The 13080-nt window shown below is 54.1% G+C and carries 15 protein-coding genes; 2 read left to right on the top strand and 13 right to left on the bottom strand.

Features of this window, described 5'->3' with window-relative positions:
* The 9 genes from tuf to fkpA form a co-directional block, all read right to left on the bottom strand.
* On the bottom strand, positions 1 to 1178 hold a 1178-nt coding region (gene tuf, locus INF61_RS05580), incomplete at its 3' end, for an elongation factor Tu (RefSeq protein ID WP_063928321.1).
* A gap of 69 nt (positions 1179 to 1247) precedes the next feature.
* Entirely contained in the window at positions 1248 to 3362 is a 2115-nt protein-coding gene (gene fusA, locus INF61_RS05585; protein ID WP_006812195.1) for an elongation factor G, read from the bottom strand.
* Between the two features lie 96 nt (positions 3363 to 3458).
* Positions 3459 to 3929, bottom strand: a complete 471-nt coding sequence (rpsG, locus tag INF61_RS05590) for a 30S ribosomal protein S7 (protein ID WP_003861706.1) — start codon at positions 3927 to 3929, stop codon at positions 3459 to 3461.
* Positions 3930 to 4025: 96 nt separating this feature from the next.
* Positions 4026 to 4400 (bottom strand): 30S ribosomal protein S12, encoded by a 375-nt coding sequence (gene rpsL / locus INF61_RS05595; RefSeq protein ID WP_000246815.1) that lies wholly within the window; start codon positions 4398 to 4400, stop codon positions 4026 to 4028.
* 124 nt (positions 4401 to 4524) lie between these two features.
* Complete coding sequence (gene tusB, locus INF61_RS05600) at positions 4525 to 4812, bottom strand: sulfurtransferase complex subunit TusB (RefSeq protein WP_015571409.1); 288 nt, start codon at positions 4810 to 4812, stop codon at positions 4525 to 4527.
* A gap of 7 nt (positions 4813 to 4819) precedes the next feature.
* The gene (tusC, locus tag INF61_RS05605; protein WP_032649699.1) at positions 4820 to 5179 is read right to left on the bottom strand and encodes a sulfurtransferase complex subunit TusC; all 360 of its coding nucleotides are present in this window, start codon (positions 5177 to 5179) and stop codon (positions 4820 to 4822) included.
* Positions 5179 to 5565 carry a sulfurtransferase complex subunit TusD gene (gene tusD / locus INF61_RS05610; RefSeq protein ID WP_193547606.1) on the bottom strand — a complete coding sequence of 129 codons (387 nt, stop codon included), beginning with the start codon at positions 5563 to 5565 and terminating at the stop codon, positions 5179 to 5181. The genes tusC and tusD overlap by 1 nt, the downstream gene beginning before the upstream one ends.
* Complete coding sequence (locus INF61_RS05615) at positions 5565 to 6287, bottom strand: transcriptional regulator (protein WP_003861697.1); 723 nt, start codon at positions 6285 to 6287, stop codon at positions 5565 to 5567. The genes tusD and INF61_RS05615 overlap by 1 nt, the downstream gene beginning before the upstream one ends.
* A gap of 167 nt (positions 6288 to 6454) precedes the next feature.
* The gene (fkpA, locus tag INF61_RS05620) at positions 6455 to 7273 is read right to left on the bottom strand and encodes an FKBP-type peptidyl-prolyl cis-trans isomerase (protein WP_193547607.1); all 819 of its coding nucleotides are present in this window, start codon (positions 7271 to 7273) and stop codon (positions 6455 to 6457) included.
* Between the two features lie 238 nt (positions 7274 to 7511).
* Here fkpA and INF61_RS05625 point away from each other — a divergent pair, with 238 nt between their 5' ends.
* Positions 7512 to 7730, top strand: a complete 219-nt coding sequence (locus INF61_RS05625; RefSeq protein ID WP_003861693.1) for a protein SlyX — start codon at positions 7512 to 7514, stop codon at positions 7728 to 7730.
* Between the two features lie 51 nt (positions 7731 to 7781).
* Here the strand turns inward: INF61_RS05625 and slyD are convergent, their stop codons facing one another.
* The 4 genes from slyD to kefG all read right to left on the bottom strand — a co-directional run bounded on the left by slyD (position 7782) and on the right by kefG (position 11037).
* The gene (gene slyD / locus INF61_RS05630; RefSeq protein ID WP_003861691.1) at positions 7782 to 8372 is read right to left on the bottom strand and encodes a peptidylprolyl isomerase; all 591 of its coding nucleotides are present in this window, start codon (positions 8370 to 8372) and stop codon (positions 7782 to 7784) included.
* Between the two features lie 94 nt (positions 8373 to 8466).
* Positions 8467 to 8667 (bottom strand): YheV family putative zinc ribbon protein, encoded by a 201-nt coding sequence (locus INF61_RS05635; RefSeq protein WP_003861689.1) that lies wholly within the window; start codon positions 8665 to 8667, stop codon positions 8467 to 8469.
* Positions 8668 to 8680: 13 nt separating this feature from the next.
* On the bottom strand, positions 8681 to 10486 hold the full coding sequence (gene kefB / locus INF61_RS05640; protein WP_032103994.1) for a glutathione-regulated potassium-efflux system protein KefB: 1806 nt from the start codon (positions 10484 to 10486) through the stop codon (positions 8681 to 8683).
* The gene (kefG, locus tag INF61_RS05645; RefSeq protein WP_003861686.1) at positions 10486 to 11037 is read right to left on the bottom strand and encodes a glutathione-regulated potassium-efflux system ancillary protein KefG; all 552 of its coding nucleotides are present in this window, start codon (positions 11035 to 11037) and stop codon (positions 10486 to 10488) included. Before kefG ends, kefB begins: the two co-directional genes overlap by 1 nt.
* Before the next feature lie 132 nt (positions 11038 to 11169).
* Between kefG and INF61_RS05650 the strand changes: the two genes are divergently transcribed.
* Entirely contained in the window at positions 11170 to 13074 is a 1905-nt protein-coding gene (locus INF61_RS05650) for an ABC transporter ATP-binding protein (protein ID WP_017693878.1), read from the top strand.
* Positions 13075 to 13080: the final 6 nt, after the last annotated feature.

A 13080-nucleotide genomic window follows, 5' to 3' on the forward strand; every position in this document is an offset into this window, starting at 1 on the left:
AGAACTTTAGCAACAACGCCCGCGCCAACGGTACGGCCGCCTTCACGGATTGCGAAACGCAGACCGTCGTCCATCGCGATTGGGTGGATCAGCGTCACAACCATCTTGATGTTGTCGCCTGGCATTACCATCTCTACGCCTTCTGGCAGTTCGATGGTACCGGTCACGTCAGTTGTACGGAAGTAGAACTGTGGACGGTAGCCTTTGAAGAACGGAGTATGACGGCCGCCTTCGTCTTTGGACAGAATGTACACTTCAGATTCGAACTTGGTGTGTGGCTTGATTGAGCCTGGCTTCGCCAGAACCTGACCACGTTCGATTTCTTCACGTTTGATACCACGCAGCAGAACACCAACGTTCTCACCAGCACGGCCTTCGTCCAGCAGTTTGCGGAACATTTCAACGCCAGTACAGGTAGACTTCGCAGTCTCTTTGATACCAACGATTTCAACTTCTTCACCAACTTTGATGATACCGCGCTCTACACGACCGGTAACAACGGTACCACGACCGGAGATGGAGAATACGTCTTCGATTGGCAGCAGGAATGGCTTGTCAATCGCACGCTCTGGTTCTGGGATGTAAGAATCCAGGTAGCCAGCCAGTTCGATGATTTTCGCTTCCCACTCTGCGTCACCTTCCAGCGCTTTCAGCGCGGAACCACGAACGATTGGAGTGTCGTCGCCTGGGAAATCGTACTGAGACAGCAGTTCACGAACTTCCATCTCTACCAGTTCCAGCAGCTCTTCGTCATCAACCATGTCACATTTGTTCAGGAACACGATGATGAAAGGAACGCCTACCTGACGACCCAGCAGGATGTGCTCACGAGTCTGAGGCATAGGGCCGTCAGTCGCAGCAACAACCAGGATCGCGCCGTCCATCTGCGCAGCACCGGTGATCATGTTTTTAACATAGTCGGCGTGGCCTGGGCAGTCTACGTGTGCGTAGTGGCGAGTCGGGGTGTCATACTCAACGTGAGAGGTGTTGATGGTGATACCACGAGCTTTTTCTTCTGGTGCGTTATCGATCTGGTCGAAAGCACGAGCAGCACCGCCGTAGGTTTTAGCCAGTACGGTGGTGATTGCAGCAGTCAGGGTAGTTTTACCATGGTCAACGTGGCCGATAGTACCAACGTTGACGTGCGGTTTTGTACGTTCAAATTTTTCTTTAGACACGGCTATATTCCTTACTATAGTGCTCTCCCCTTCGGAGAGAGCACGGGACTTAGGTTTTAATCCTGTGGATTACTTACCACGGGCTTCGATAACGGCCTGAGCAACGTTGTTCGGCGCATCATCATACTTCAGGAATTCCATAGTGTATGATGCACGACCTTTGGTCAGAGAACGCAGCTGAGTCGCATATCCGAACATTTCAGACAGCGGAACTTCAGCGTGGATCTTAACGCCAGTTACTTCGGATTCCTGACCACGCAGCATACCGCGACGACGGCTCAAGTCACCGATAACGTCACCGGTGTTCTCTTCAGGAGTTTCTACTTCAACCTTCATGATCGGCTCAAGCAGAACTGGTTTTGCTTTCTTAAAGCCTTCTTTAAAGGCAATAGACGCAGCCAGTTTAAACGCCAGTTCAGAGGAGTCAACGTCGTGGTAAGAACCGAAGTGCAGACGAACACCCATGTCTACAACCGGGTAACCAGCCAGAGGACCAGCTTTCAGCTGCTCCTGGATGCCTTTATCAACGGCAGGGATGTATTCGCCAGGAATTACACCACCTTTGATGTCGTTGATGAACTCGTAACCTTTAGGGTTAGAGCCCGGCTCCAGTGGGTACATGTCGATCACAACGTGACCGTACTGACCGCGACCACCAGACTGCTTAGCGTGTTTACCTTCAACGTCGGTAACTTTCGCGCGAATCGCTTCGCGGTAAGCAACCTGAGGTTTACCCACGTTCGCTTCAACGTTGAATTCACGCTTCATACGGTCAACGATGATGTCCAGGTGCAGTTCACCCATACCAGCGATGATGGTCTGGTTAGATTCTTCATCAGTCCATACGCGGAATGATGGGTCTTCTTTCGCCAGACGGCCCAGAGCCAGACCCATTTTTTCCTGGTCAGCTTTGGTTTTTGGTTCAACTGCGATGGAGATTACCGGCTCAGGGAATTCCATACGCTCCAGAATGATCGGGTGATCCGGGTCACACAGGGTGTCACCAGTGGTCACGTCTTTCAGACCGATAGCAGCAGCGATGTCGCCCGCACGAACTTCTTTGATCTCTTCACGTTTGTTAGCGTGCATCTGTACGATACGGCCAAAACGTTCACGCGCCGCTTTCACGGAGTTCAGGATGGTGTCACCGGAGTTAACCACACCAGAGTAAACGCGGAAGAAGGTCAGGTTACCCACGAATGGGTCGGTAGCAATTTTGAACGCCAGTGCAGAGAACGGCTCGTCATCACTTGCGTGACGCTCAGCCGGAGTATCTTTACCGTCGTCCAGGATGCCGTTGATCGCAGGAACGTCAACCGGGGATGGCAGGTAGTCAACTACCGCATCCAGCATCGCCTGAACACCTTTGTTCTTGAACGCAGAACCACAGGTTACCAGGATGATTTCGTTGTTCAGAACGCGCTGACGCAGAGCAGATTTGATCTCTTGCTCAGACAGTTCTTCACCACCCAGGTATTTCTCCATCAGCTCTTCAGAAGCTTCTGCTGCGGATTCGATCAGGTTCTGGTGCCATTCGTCAGCCAGGTCCTGCATCTCTGCCGGGATATCTTCGTATTCGAAGGTAACGCCCGCATCTGCTTCGTTCCAGTTGATGGCTTTCATTTTCACCAGGTCGATAACGCCGGTGAAACCTTCTTCAGCACCAATTGCCAGCTGAAGCGGAACAGGGTTCGCGCCCAGACGGGTTTTGATCTGGCCAACAACTTTCAGGAAGTTAGCACCCATACGGTCCATTTTGTTAACGAACGCGATGCGTGGAACTTTATATTTGTTTGCCTGACGCCATACGGTTTCAGACTGTGGCTGAACACCACCAACTGCGCAATAAACCATTACCGCGCCGTCAAGAACACGCATGGAACGTTCTACTTCGATGGTGAAGTCAACGTGCCCTGGGGTGTCGATGATGTTTACGCGATGCGGTTCGTACTGCTTAGCCATACCTGACCAGAATGCAGTAGTCGCTGCGGAGGTGATAGTAATACCACGCTCCTGCTCCTGTTCCATCCAGTCCATGGTGGCTGCGCCGTCATGAACTTCACCGATTTTATGGTTTACACCGGTGTAGAACAGAATACGTTCGGTAGTAGTGGTTTTACCGGCGTCGATGTGCGCACTGATACCGATGTTACGGTAGCGTGCGATGGGTGTTGTACGAGCCATTTGATTCCTCGTTTATATCTTTAGGCGTTCAGTTAAGTTACCCAGAGCGGGCGGCTTCTCTGAAGCGCCCGCCTGGTGACTACGACTCCGAAGGGATTACCAACGGTAGTGTGCGAACGCCTTGTTGGCTTCTGCCATACGGTGAACGTCTTCACGTTTCTTAACTGCGGTACCTTTGTTTTCCGCAGCATCAGAAAGTTCGTTCGCCAGACGCAGAGCCATGGATTTATCACCGCGTTTACGAGCAGCTTCAACGATCCAACGCATTGCCAGAGCATTACGACGAACCGGACGAACTTCAACTGGAACCTGATAAGTAGAACCACCAACGCGGCGAGACTTAACTTCTACAGTCGGGCGCACGTTGTCGAGAGCGACTTCGAAGGCTTCCAGTTCATTTTTACCAGAACGCTGAGCCAGGGTCTCCAGCGCGCTGTATACGATTGCTTCTGCGGTAGATTTTTTACCATCTACCATCAGGATATTTACAAATTTTGCCAGCAGTTCTGATCCGAATTTCGGATCTGGAAGAATTTTACGCTGACCAATGACGCGACGACGTGGCATGGGATTACTCCGTTGTTAATTCAGGATTGTCCAAAACTCTACGAGTTTAGTTTGACATTAAGATAAATCAGTTTGGCCTTACTTAACGGAGAACCATTAAGCCTTAGGACGCTTCACGCCGTACTTGGAGCGAGCCTGCTTACGGTCTTTAACACCTGAGCAGTCCAGCGCACCACGAACGGTGTGGTAACGAACACCCGGAAGGTCTTTAACACGACCGCCACGGATCAGGATCACGGAGTGCTCCTGAAGGTTGTGACCTTCACCACCGATGTAGGAAGTCACTTCGAAACCGTTAGTCAAACGCACACGGCATACTTTACGCAGTGCGGAGTTTGGTTTTTTAGGAGTGGTGGTATATACACGAGTACATACGCCACGTTTCTGCGGGCAGGCTTCCAGCGCAGGCACGTTGCTTTTTGCAACTTTGCGTGCACGTGGTTTGCGTACCAGCTGGTTAACTGTTGCCATTAAATAGCTCCTGGTTTTAGCTTTTGCTTCGTAAACACGTAATAAAACGACCTCATACAATATGAGGACGCGAAATTTTAGGGCTACGTCGAAAAGGTGTCAAGAAATATACAGCGATCTCAAATCACCAGTTCATTTGACTGGCGTGCGTCACAGTAAGATTGACGAAATCAGTATAGCCAACCACGTCAATTTTGGCTGAAATTTGACCAGAAAGACCCCGCGCATCCAGATCCTCTTTCAGTGCAGAGACTGTTATGGGGGCATTAGCGAGGATTTCAACAAAACGGCTGCCTTCAAGCGCCGCAAGCACGCCATCCTGAATCAGCAGCAGATCATCACCTTCGCGCAGCATGCTCAGTAACGTGTCGATATCGCATTGCCACGGTGAACGGCTCAGGGTATGGAGCATGACAGCCTCAGAAAGTCAGAACGGTATTGTAGTGAGAGAGTTGTTCGCGCAGCGCAGCAGATGTCAGGATCGTCACGTCCAGCACGAACGGTGTTTTCTCGTTTAACCCACGCGCGGCCAGCGAGTCGGCGCACACATAGAAGGTTTCAATGTCATAGAGCGGCAGAACTTTAAAGGTCGCAATGTAGTCGCGCGCAAGAATGGCCTGCGGTTGTTGGCCTGCCAGAAGCTGGAATACGCCATCGCCTAAAAAGAAGACGCCGATATCTTCGGTTAAAGCCGATGTCGCGAGCAATGCATCCAGCCCTTCCCGGCCTGAAGCGCTGCCATGCGGCGCAGAAGTAAAAACAAACGCTACGCGCTTCATCAAAATTGCACCACTCTGTCGCTGGTCAACGCCGCCTGTGCCAGGGCACCCAGTCCGCTGAGCGAAAAGCCCGGTTGCAGGTTAGCCCCCGCCAGACCAAGGCGTTCGGCTTCGGTCACATCCGTCACGCCGCGACGCAGTGCCGCCGCGACGCAGATATGCAGGTCAACGCCCTGCGTTTCGTTTAATTTTTGCCAGGCGCGCACGAGGTCAAACTCATCGCTCGCCGGAGACGTAAACTGGTTCGCGTTATATACGCCTTCGCGATAAAAGAAGACGCTTGCCAGTTCATGACCGGCATCAAGCAGCGCATGGGCAAACTGTAGCGCGCTGCTGGCCTGCTGGGTACCGTACGCCGGGCCCGTCACCATTAACGCAAAACGCATTACTTGTCTTGTCCCAGGAAGTCGCCGCTTTTGAACTGGCGAATATAGAGGTAAACTGTGTGTTTGGAGATATTCAGGCGATCGGCCACCTGGTTGATGGCATCTTTGATATCAAAAATCCCTTTCTCATAGAGGTTCAGGACGATCTGACGATTCTTGGCGTTGTTGGATACGTTGCGATCGGCATTCACCTCTTCAATGGTGAACTCCAGCGTCTGGGTCACGAGATCCTCAACCGAAGAAGCAAAGTTCACCGATGAGCCCACGTCCGGCGTTTCGGGCGGGATGAAGGTGCTCATGATTTGCGAGAATGGCACATCAAGGTTCATGTTGATGCACAGCAAACCGATTACCCGGTGTTCGCGATTTCGAATCGCGATCGTTTCTGATTTCATCAGCACGCCACTTTTGGCGCGGGTGAAATAGCATTTTGAGACGCTGCTGTCCGCGCCGGTCATGTCATGCAACATACGCAATGCAAGGTCGGTTATTGGCGAACCAATTTTACGGCCAGTGTGCTCACCATTCGCAATGCGGATAGCGGAACACTTAAGATCTTGCAGGGAATGCAATACGATTTCGCAGTGGGAACCAATGAGCATCGCTAACCCGTCCACTACCGCTTCGTAGGATTTCAGAATATCGAAGTCGGTCTGGTCAAATGGACGTTGATCCAGCAAATCAAGTTCACTGGTTTCGTTGGTTAAAAGCGACCTGGACATGAAAAAAACACTCCTTTTCAGGAGCCTGTCGTTAGGTTTTCAGGGCAGGCTCATTATCTACACGGACAACTAAATTAATACAGCGTGTATAACGCTTTCCAGTGTTAATTATATCTGCCCCGCAATAAAAAAACCGCCGCCTGTAAAGGCGGCGGTTTTTTTCAGGATTACTTCTTAGCTGCTGCGGCTTTGTCGTCAGCCGGTGCGTCTGTTTTCGCATCCGCTTTCGGCGCCGGTTTGATGTCCAGCAGTTCTACATCAAATACCAGCGTGGAGTTAGCCGGGATACCCGGAACGCCGGTTTTGCCGTAAGCCAGAACCGGTGGGATGACCAGCTTGATTTTACCGCCTTTCTTGATGTTCTTCAGGCCTTCGGTCCAGCCCGGGATCACACCATCCAGACGGAAGGAGAGAGGCTCACCGCGGGTATAAGAGTTATCGAACTCTTTACCGTCGATCAGCGTACCTTTGTAGTTCACCACAACGGTGTCGCTGTCTTTAGGCGCGTCGCCGGTACCTTCTTTCTCAACTTTATAGATCAGGCCAGTAGAAGACGTTTTAACGCCTTTCTCTTTAGCGAACTTGTCGCGGTAGGCTTTGCCTTTCGCTTCGTTATCTTTAGCGTCTGCTTCCATCTTGGTCTGAGCGGCGCCTTTCACGCGCGCTTCAAACGCTTGCAGAGTCTGCTCGATTTCCTGGTCAGACAGTTTGCTCTTGTCTGCGAACGCATCCTGAACCCCTGCGATCAGCTGGTTTTTGTCCAGTTTGATGCCCAGTTTCTCTTGTTCTTTCAGAGAGTTTTCCATGTAACGACCCAGAGACGCGCCAAGTGCGTAGGCGGATTTCTGGTCGTCATTTTTGAATGCCGCTTTGCTGTCTGTAGTCGCAGCAGGCTTCGCAGCAGTATCAGCAGCGAAAGACAGCGGCGCATTGAGCGCTACAGCCATAGTGGTCGCCAGCAGCGTAACTTTAAACAGTGATTTCATCCATATCTCCAGGACCTGAGGTCTCTCACCCCAGTGTTAAACGTAAATGAGTGACGTACTATAAAACGTTGTGGAAGAAATCTACAGACAGACTCCCCCGAATGTCGCTTCTTTTCAGACTATTTTTGTTTAAATAAGTTTCTTGTCAGGGAGATGGATACTGTACTTAAGGAAAAAGTCAGCTAAACTTCGCCGCCGCTGGTCCATTATGGCGAATGAGAGATAAACGAGGTGAATGATGAAGGATACAACGATCGAAGCGAGACTGGCTGAGCTGGAAAGCCGCCTGGCTTTTCAGGACATCACCATCGAAGAACTGAACCAGACCGTGACGGCCCATGAGCTTGAAATGGCAAAACTGCGCGATCACATGCGCCTGCTGACGGAAAAGCTGAAGGCCACGCAGCCGTCAAACATTGCCTCTCAGTCAGAAGAGACGCCACCACCTCATTATTGAGGCGTAAAAAAAGCGGGATTATCCCGCTTTTTTATTTTCCGGAGTACGGAATCAGTGGCAACCGCAGCCGCCGTTACCGCAACCACCTTTACCGTGGCCGTGGTCATGACCATGGTCGTGGCCGTGACCACCGCAGCAGCCGTCGTGGCCGTGATCGTGGTCATGGTCGTGACCGTGCGCACCGTGAACGTGGCCATGAGCCAGCTCTTCTTCGGTCGCTTCACGGATCGCAACAACTTCTACGTTGAACTTCAGGTTCTGACCCGCCAGCATGTGGTTGCCGTCAACCACAACGTGGTCGTCTTCAACTTCAGTGATTTCAACCGGAACCGGACCCTGGTCAGTTTCCGCCAGGAAGCGCATGCCAACCTGCAACTCGTCAACGCCCATGAATACGTCTTTAGGAACGCGCTGAACCAGGTTGTCATCATACTGACCGTAAGCGTCGTTCGCGCCTACAGCAACGTCGAATTTGTCGCCAACTTCATGGCCTTCCAGCGCCGTTTCCAGGCCGGAAATCAGGGAACCGTGACCATGCAGGTAGTCCAGCGGCGCACTCACCGGAGACTCATCAACCAACACACCGTCTTCTGTACGTACCTGATAGGCCAGGCTGACCACCAGGTCTTTTGCTACTTTCATGATATCTCCTGAGCGTGGGAAAATTGCTGGCGCAGATTGTAGCGGAAATCTGCACCCGTGTACCCTTAAGCTTAAAAAAACTCAGAGCATATCGCTAGTCTGGATGAAAAATGCCGATCACTTGCTCTTCTTTGCGAACGTGATCGCGGGCTTCTTTATCGGCCTCACGCATCTGGTGACCGCACTTAACACATTCAACGATATCGATATTATTTTCACGCCACATGGCCAGCGTATCTTGCGCCTGGCAGGATGGGCATTTTGCGCCCGCGATAAAGCGTTTACGTACAGCCATCTTTCGTTACCCTTTATTCAAATTCATCCCAGCCGTCGAGCTGGCGTCGTTCCTGTTGCATCTCACGCTGGAAGATCTCCTCCAGTTCGCGACGCGCTTCCCGCACGCGGGAGATCTGCGCCGTGTCGCTGTGCACGGGCATCAGTTCACGCAGCATTCGCATATCCAGCCGGCGGAAATGCATCTGGGCGCGTTGCGCCTGGTGAGGATGCATACCCAGCGAAACCAGCGCCTTGCGTCCCAGCTCCAGCGCGCTGGAGAAGGTTTCGCGGGAGAAGTGTTTCACACCCGCCTGCAAAAGTTCGTGAGCCTCCACACGTCCACGCGCACGCGCCAGAATATGCAGATGCGGGAAATGCTGCTGGCACAGCTCCACCAGCTTCATCGTGTCTTCCGGATCGTTGCAGGTGATGACGATGGACTCCGCAGCCTCTGCCCCCGCCGAGCGCAACAGCTCAAGCTGCGTCGCATCGCCGTAGTACACCTTATAACCATATTTGCGCATCAGGTTGACGGCGCTGATATCGCGCTCCAGCACCGTAATGCGCATTTTATTCGCCATCAACAGGCGACCAATCACCTGTCCGAAGCGACCAAAGCCCACGACGATCACCTGCGGTTTATCATCTTCCACCCACGGCGCTTCGTCTTCATCGTCTGCGGGATTCAGGCGGCGCGACAGCAGTTTGTCCACCAGCTTCATCAGCAGTGGCGTGGTCATCATCGACAGCGTAACCGTCACCAGCAGCAGCGCCATCTGGTCATCTTTGAACAGCTTCTGAGACGACGCCGTGGAAAACAGCACAAACGCAAATTCTCCACCCTGGCTTAACACGCTGGAAAACTGCATTCTTTCCGAGCTGCGCAGCCCGTAAATCCTCGCGAGGAGATACAGCACCAGCGTTTTGACCGCCACCAGCACGGCGACACTCGCAATAACCCACAGCAGATGGGTATAGAGCACGCCAAGATTAAGCGCCATACCCACCGAGATAAAGAACAACCCTAACAGCAGCCCCTTAAACGGATCGATGGCGGTCTCCAGCTCGTGGCGGTACTCGCTTTCCGCAAGCAGCACCCCGGCGATAAACGTCCCAAGCGCCATCGACAGCCCCAGCGCATCCATAAACAGCGCTGAGCCAAGCACCAGCAGCAGCGTTGCGGCGGTGAATACCTCGCGCACGCCGGATGCGGCAATAAACCGGAATACCGGACGCAGTAAAAACCGTCCGCCGATCAGCATCCCCGCGAAGGCCAGCACCTTCATGGAGATCTTCATCCAGTCGAAATGATCGTCTCCGGAGCCCGCCAGTAGCGGCACCAGCGCCAGCGCCGGGATCACCGCTAAATCCTGGAACAGCAGCACCGAAAAACCCAACTGCCCCGCCTCGTTGCGGTTCATCCCTTTGTCGCGCATCAGCTGAAGCGCCATCGCCGTCGACGACATCGCAAGACCGATCCCGCCAATCACCGCGGCCTGCCAGGAAAACTGCGTCAACATCAGCAGTCCCGCGAGAATGGCCGCGCTGAGTAACACCTGCGCCGCCCCGACGCCAAAAATAGATTGCCGCAGTTGCCACAGCTTGGCGGGGTTCAGCTCCAGCCCGATGATAAACATCAGGAAGACCACGCCCAGCTCGGAGAAGTGGAGAATTTCATCCACATCGCTGATAAATCCAAGCCCCCAGGGGCCAATGGCGATCCCTGCCAGCAAATAGCCCAGCACCGCGCCAATGCCGAGACGCGCAGCAAGCGGGACCGCGACGACGGCGGCAAACAGAAACAGCACCCCGGCAAGGAGTAAATTCGAACCGTCCATTAGCGTCCTCCCGCCGGAATCGGTGACGCCAGCCATTCGCCATAGGCCCTGGCATGGCTCGCCAGTGCTTTCGGATCCTGTCGCCGTGCCCAGTAGATAATAATCGGGCTCATCCAGTGCATACGGCACATCGCCGCCGTCAGCTCAAACGGCCGCAGAATGTCGCTCATGGGGTAACGGTTCAGCCCGTCGTGACGGTAAGCGCTTTCCGGCTCACCGGTGGTAATGACACTCCGCCAGTACTTTCCCGCCAGCTGGTTGCCCCCCACCCCGCTGGAGAAGCCCCGGCTCAGCACGCGGTCCAGCCACTCTTTCAGCAACGCCGGACAGCTGTAGGTATAAAGCGGATGCTGGAACACAATCACGTCGTGCTGACGCAGCAGTTCCTGCTCGTAAGGAATATCGATAAAAAAATCAGGATAGTGCGCGTAGAGATCGTGCACCGTTACGTTACTGAGCTGTGTGGCCGGCTTAAGCAGCACCCGGTTCGCCACCGAGTCCTGTGATTCCGGATGGGCATACAGCAGCAGCACTTTCGCTGTCTGAGACATCACTCCCCTCCCGGTTCTGTTTTTGTGTATTGTTGTCGTTTTGGGCTACCATGGCGGCCCGGTGGGGAAAATGGCCCACACCTTACATTATCATAATGACAAATTAACATAGTCGGAACATACGGCGCTTCTATGATTGTTTTCTCCTCGTTACAAATTCGTCGCGGCGTGCGCGTCCTGCTGGATAACGCGACTGCTACCATCAACCCGGGCCAGAAAGTGGGGCTGGTCGGCAAAAACGGCTGCGGTAAATCCACCCTGCTGGCGCTGCTGAAAAACGAGATAAGCGCGGATGGCGGTAACTTTACCTTCCCGGGCAACTGGCAGCTCGCCTGGGTGAACCAGGAGACGCCCGCGCTGAGCGAACCCGCGCTCGACTATGTTATCGACGGCGATCGTGAATACCGCAAGCTCGAAGCGGAGCTCAACGCCGCCAACGAACGTAACGACGGCCACGCCATCGCCACCGTCCACGGCAAGCTGGACGCCATCGATGCCTGGACCATTCGCTCCCGAGCCTCCAGCCTGCTGCACGGTCTGGGTTTCAGCAACGAACAGCTTGAACGCCCGGTGAGCGATTTCTCGGGCGGCTGGCGCATGCGCCTTAACCTGGCCCAGGCGCTGATCTGCCGCTCCGACCTTTTGCTGCTCGATGAACCAACCAACCACCTCGATCTTGATGCGGTTATTTGGCTGGAGAAGTGGCTCAAGAGCTATCAGGGCACTCTGATTCTGATCTCTCACGACCGCGACTTCCTCGATCCGGTAGTGGATAAAATCATTCATATCGAACAGCAAAGCATGTTCGAATACACCGGCAACTACAGCTCTTTCGAGCGCCAGCGCGCGACGCGCCTTGCCCAGCAGCAGGCGATGTATGAAAGCCAGCAGCAGCGCGTGGCGCACCTGCAAAGCTTTGTGGATCGCTTCAAGGCCAAGGCGTCAAAAGCCAAGCAGGCGCAGAGCCGCATCAAGATGCTGGAACGCATGGAGATGATCGCTCCCGCGCACGTGGATAACCCATTCCACTTCAGCTTCCGCGAGCCGGAGAGCCTGCCGAACCCGCTGCTGAAAATGGAAAAAGTGAGCGCGGGCTATGGCGATCGCATTATCCTCGACTCTATCAAGCTCAACCTGGTGCCAGGTTCACGCATTGGTCTGCTGGGACGTAACGGCGCCGGTAAATCGACGCTGATCAAGCTGCTGGCGGGCGAGCTTAACCCGGTCAGCGGCGAAATCGGCCTGGCGAAAGGCATCAAGCTTGGCTACTTCGCCCAGCATCAGCTGGAATTTTTACGCGCGGATGAATCGCCGATCCAGCACCTGGCGCGCCTTGCGCCGCAGGAGATGGAGCAGAAGCTGCGCGACTACCTCGGCGGCTTTGGCTTCCAGGGCGATAAGGTGACTGAAAACACCGAGCGCTTCTCCGGCGGCGAAAAGGCCCGTCTGGTGCTGGCGCTGATCGTCTGGCAGCGTCCAAACCTGCTGCTGCTTGATGAACCGACCAACCACCTCGATCTCGACATGCGTCAGGCGCTGACCGAAGCGCTGATAGAGTTCGAAGGGGCGCTGGTTGTCGTATCGCACGACCGCCACCTGATCCGCTCCACCACCGACGATCTCTACCTGGTGCACGGTGGCAAAGTGGAGCCGTTCGACGGCGATCTGGAAGATTACCAGCAGTGGCTGACGGACGTGCAGAAGCAGGAAAACCAGCCGGAAGAGTCAGCGAAAGACAACGCCAACAGCGCCCAGGCGCGTAAAGACCAGAAGCGCCGTGAAGCGGAACTGCGCACCCAGACGCAGCCGCTGCGTAAAGAGATTGCCCGTCTCGAAAAAGAGATGGAAAAGCTCAACGCCACGCTTGCTGCCGTCGAAGAGAAGCTGGGCGACAGCGAACTGTACGATCAGAGCCGCAAAGCGGAGCTGACGGACTGTCTGCAAACTCAGGCGAAAACCAAATCCAGCCTCGAAGAGTGCGAAATGGCATGGCTGGACGCGCAGGAACAGCTGGAAGCGATGCTGCAAGCCGACTAACACGCC

Source organism: Enterobacter cloacae complex sp. P18RS, from assembly GCF_014982105.1.
GTDB classification, from domain to species: domain Bacteria; phylum Pseudomonadota; class Gammaproteobacteria; order Enterobacterales; family Enterobacteriaceae; genus Enterobacter; species Enterobacter hormaechei_C.

Bases quoted from the DNA above. Each gene is read 5' to 3' on its own strand.
- fusA (WP_006812195.1), bottom strand. From the start codon at position 3,362: ATGGCTCGTACAACACCCATCGCACGCTACCGTAACATCGGTATCAGT.
- rpsG (WP_003861706.1), bottom strand. From the start codon at position 3,929: ATGCCACGTCGTCGCGTCATTGGTCAGCGTAAAATTCTTCCAGATCCG.
- rpsL (WP_000246815.1), bottom strand. From the start codon at position 4,400: ATGGCAACAGTTAACCAGCTGGTACGCAAACCACGTGCACGCAAAGTT.
- tusB (WP_015571409.1), bottom strand. From the start codon at position 4,812: ATGCTCCATACCCTGAGCCGTTCACCGTGGCAATGCGATATCGACACG.
- tusC (WP_032649699.1), bottom strand. From the start codon at position 5,179: ATGAAGCGCGTAGCGTTTGTTTTTACTTCTGCGCCGCATGGCAGCGCT.
- tusD (WP_193547606.1), bottom strand. From the start codon at position 5,565: ATGCGTTTTGCGTTAATGGTGACGGGCCCGGCGTACGGTACCCAGCAG.
- INF61_RS05615 (WP_003861697.1), bottom strand. From the start codon at position 6,287: ATGTCCAGGTCGCTTTTAACCAACGAAACCAGTGAACTTGATTTGCTG.
- fkpA (WP_193547607.1), bottom strand. From the start codon at position 7,273: ATGAAATCACTGTTTAAAGTTACGCTGCTGGCGACCACTATGGCTGTA.
- INF61_RS05625 (WP_003861693.1), top strand. From the start codon at position 7,512: ATGAAGGATACAACGATCGAAGCGAGACTGGCTGAGCTGGAAAGCCGC.
- slyD (WP_003861691.1), bottom strand. From the start codon at position 8,372: ATGAAAGTAGCAAAAGACCTGGTGGTCAGCCTGGCCTATCAGGTACGT.
- INF61_RS05635 (WP_003861689.1), bottom strand. From the start codon at position 8,667: ATGGCTGTACGTAAACGCTTTATCGCGGGCGCAAAATGCCCATCCTGC.
- kefB (WP_032103994.1), bottom strand. From the start codon at position 10,486: ATGGACGGTTCGAATTTACTCCTTGCCGGGGTGCTGTTTCTGTTTGCC.
- kefG (WP_003861686.1), bottom strand. From the start codon at position 11,037: ATGTCTCAGACAGCGAAAGTGCTGCTGCTGTATGCCCATCCGGAATCA.
- INF61_RS05650 (WP_017693878.1), top strand. From the start codon at position 11,170: ATGATTGTTTTCTCCTCGTTACAAATTCGTCGCGGCGTGCGCGTCCTG.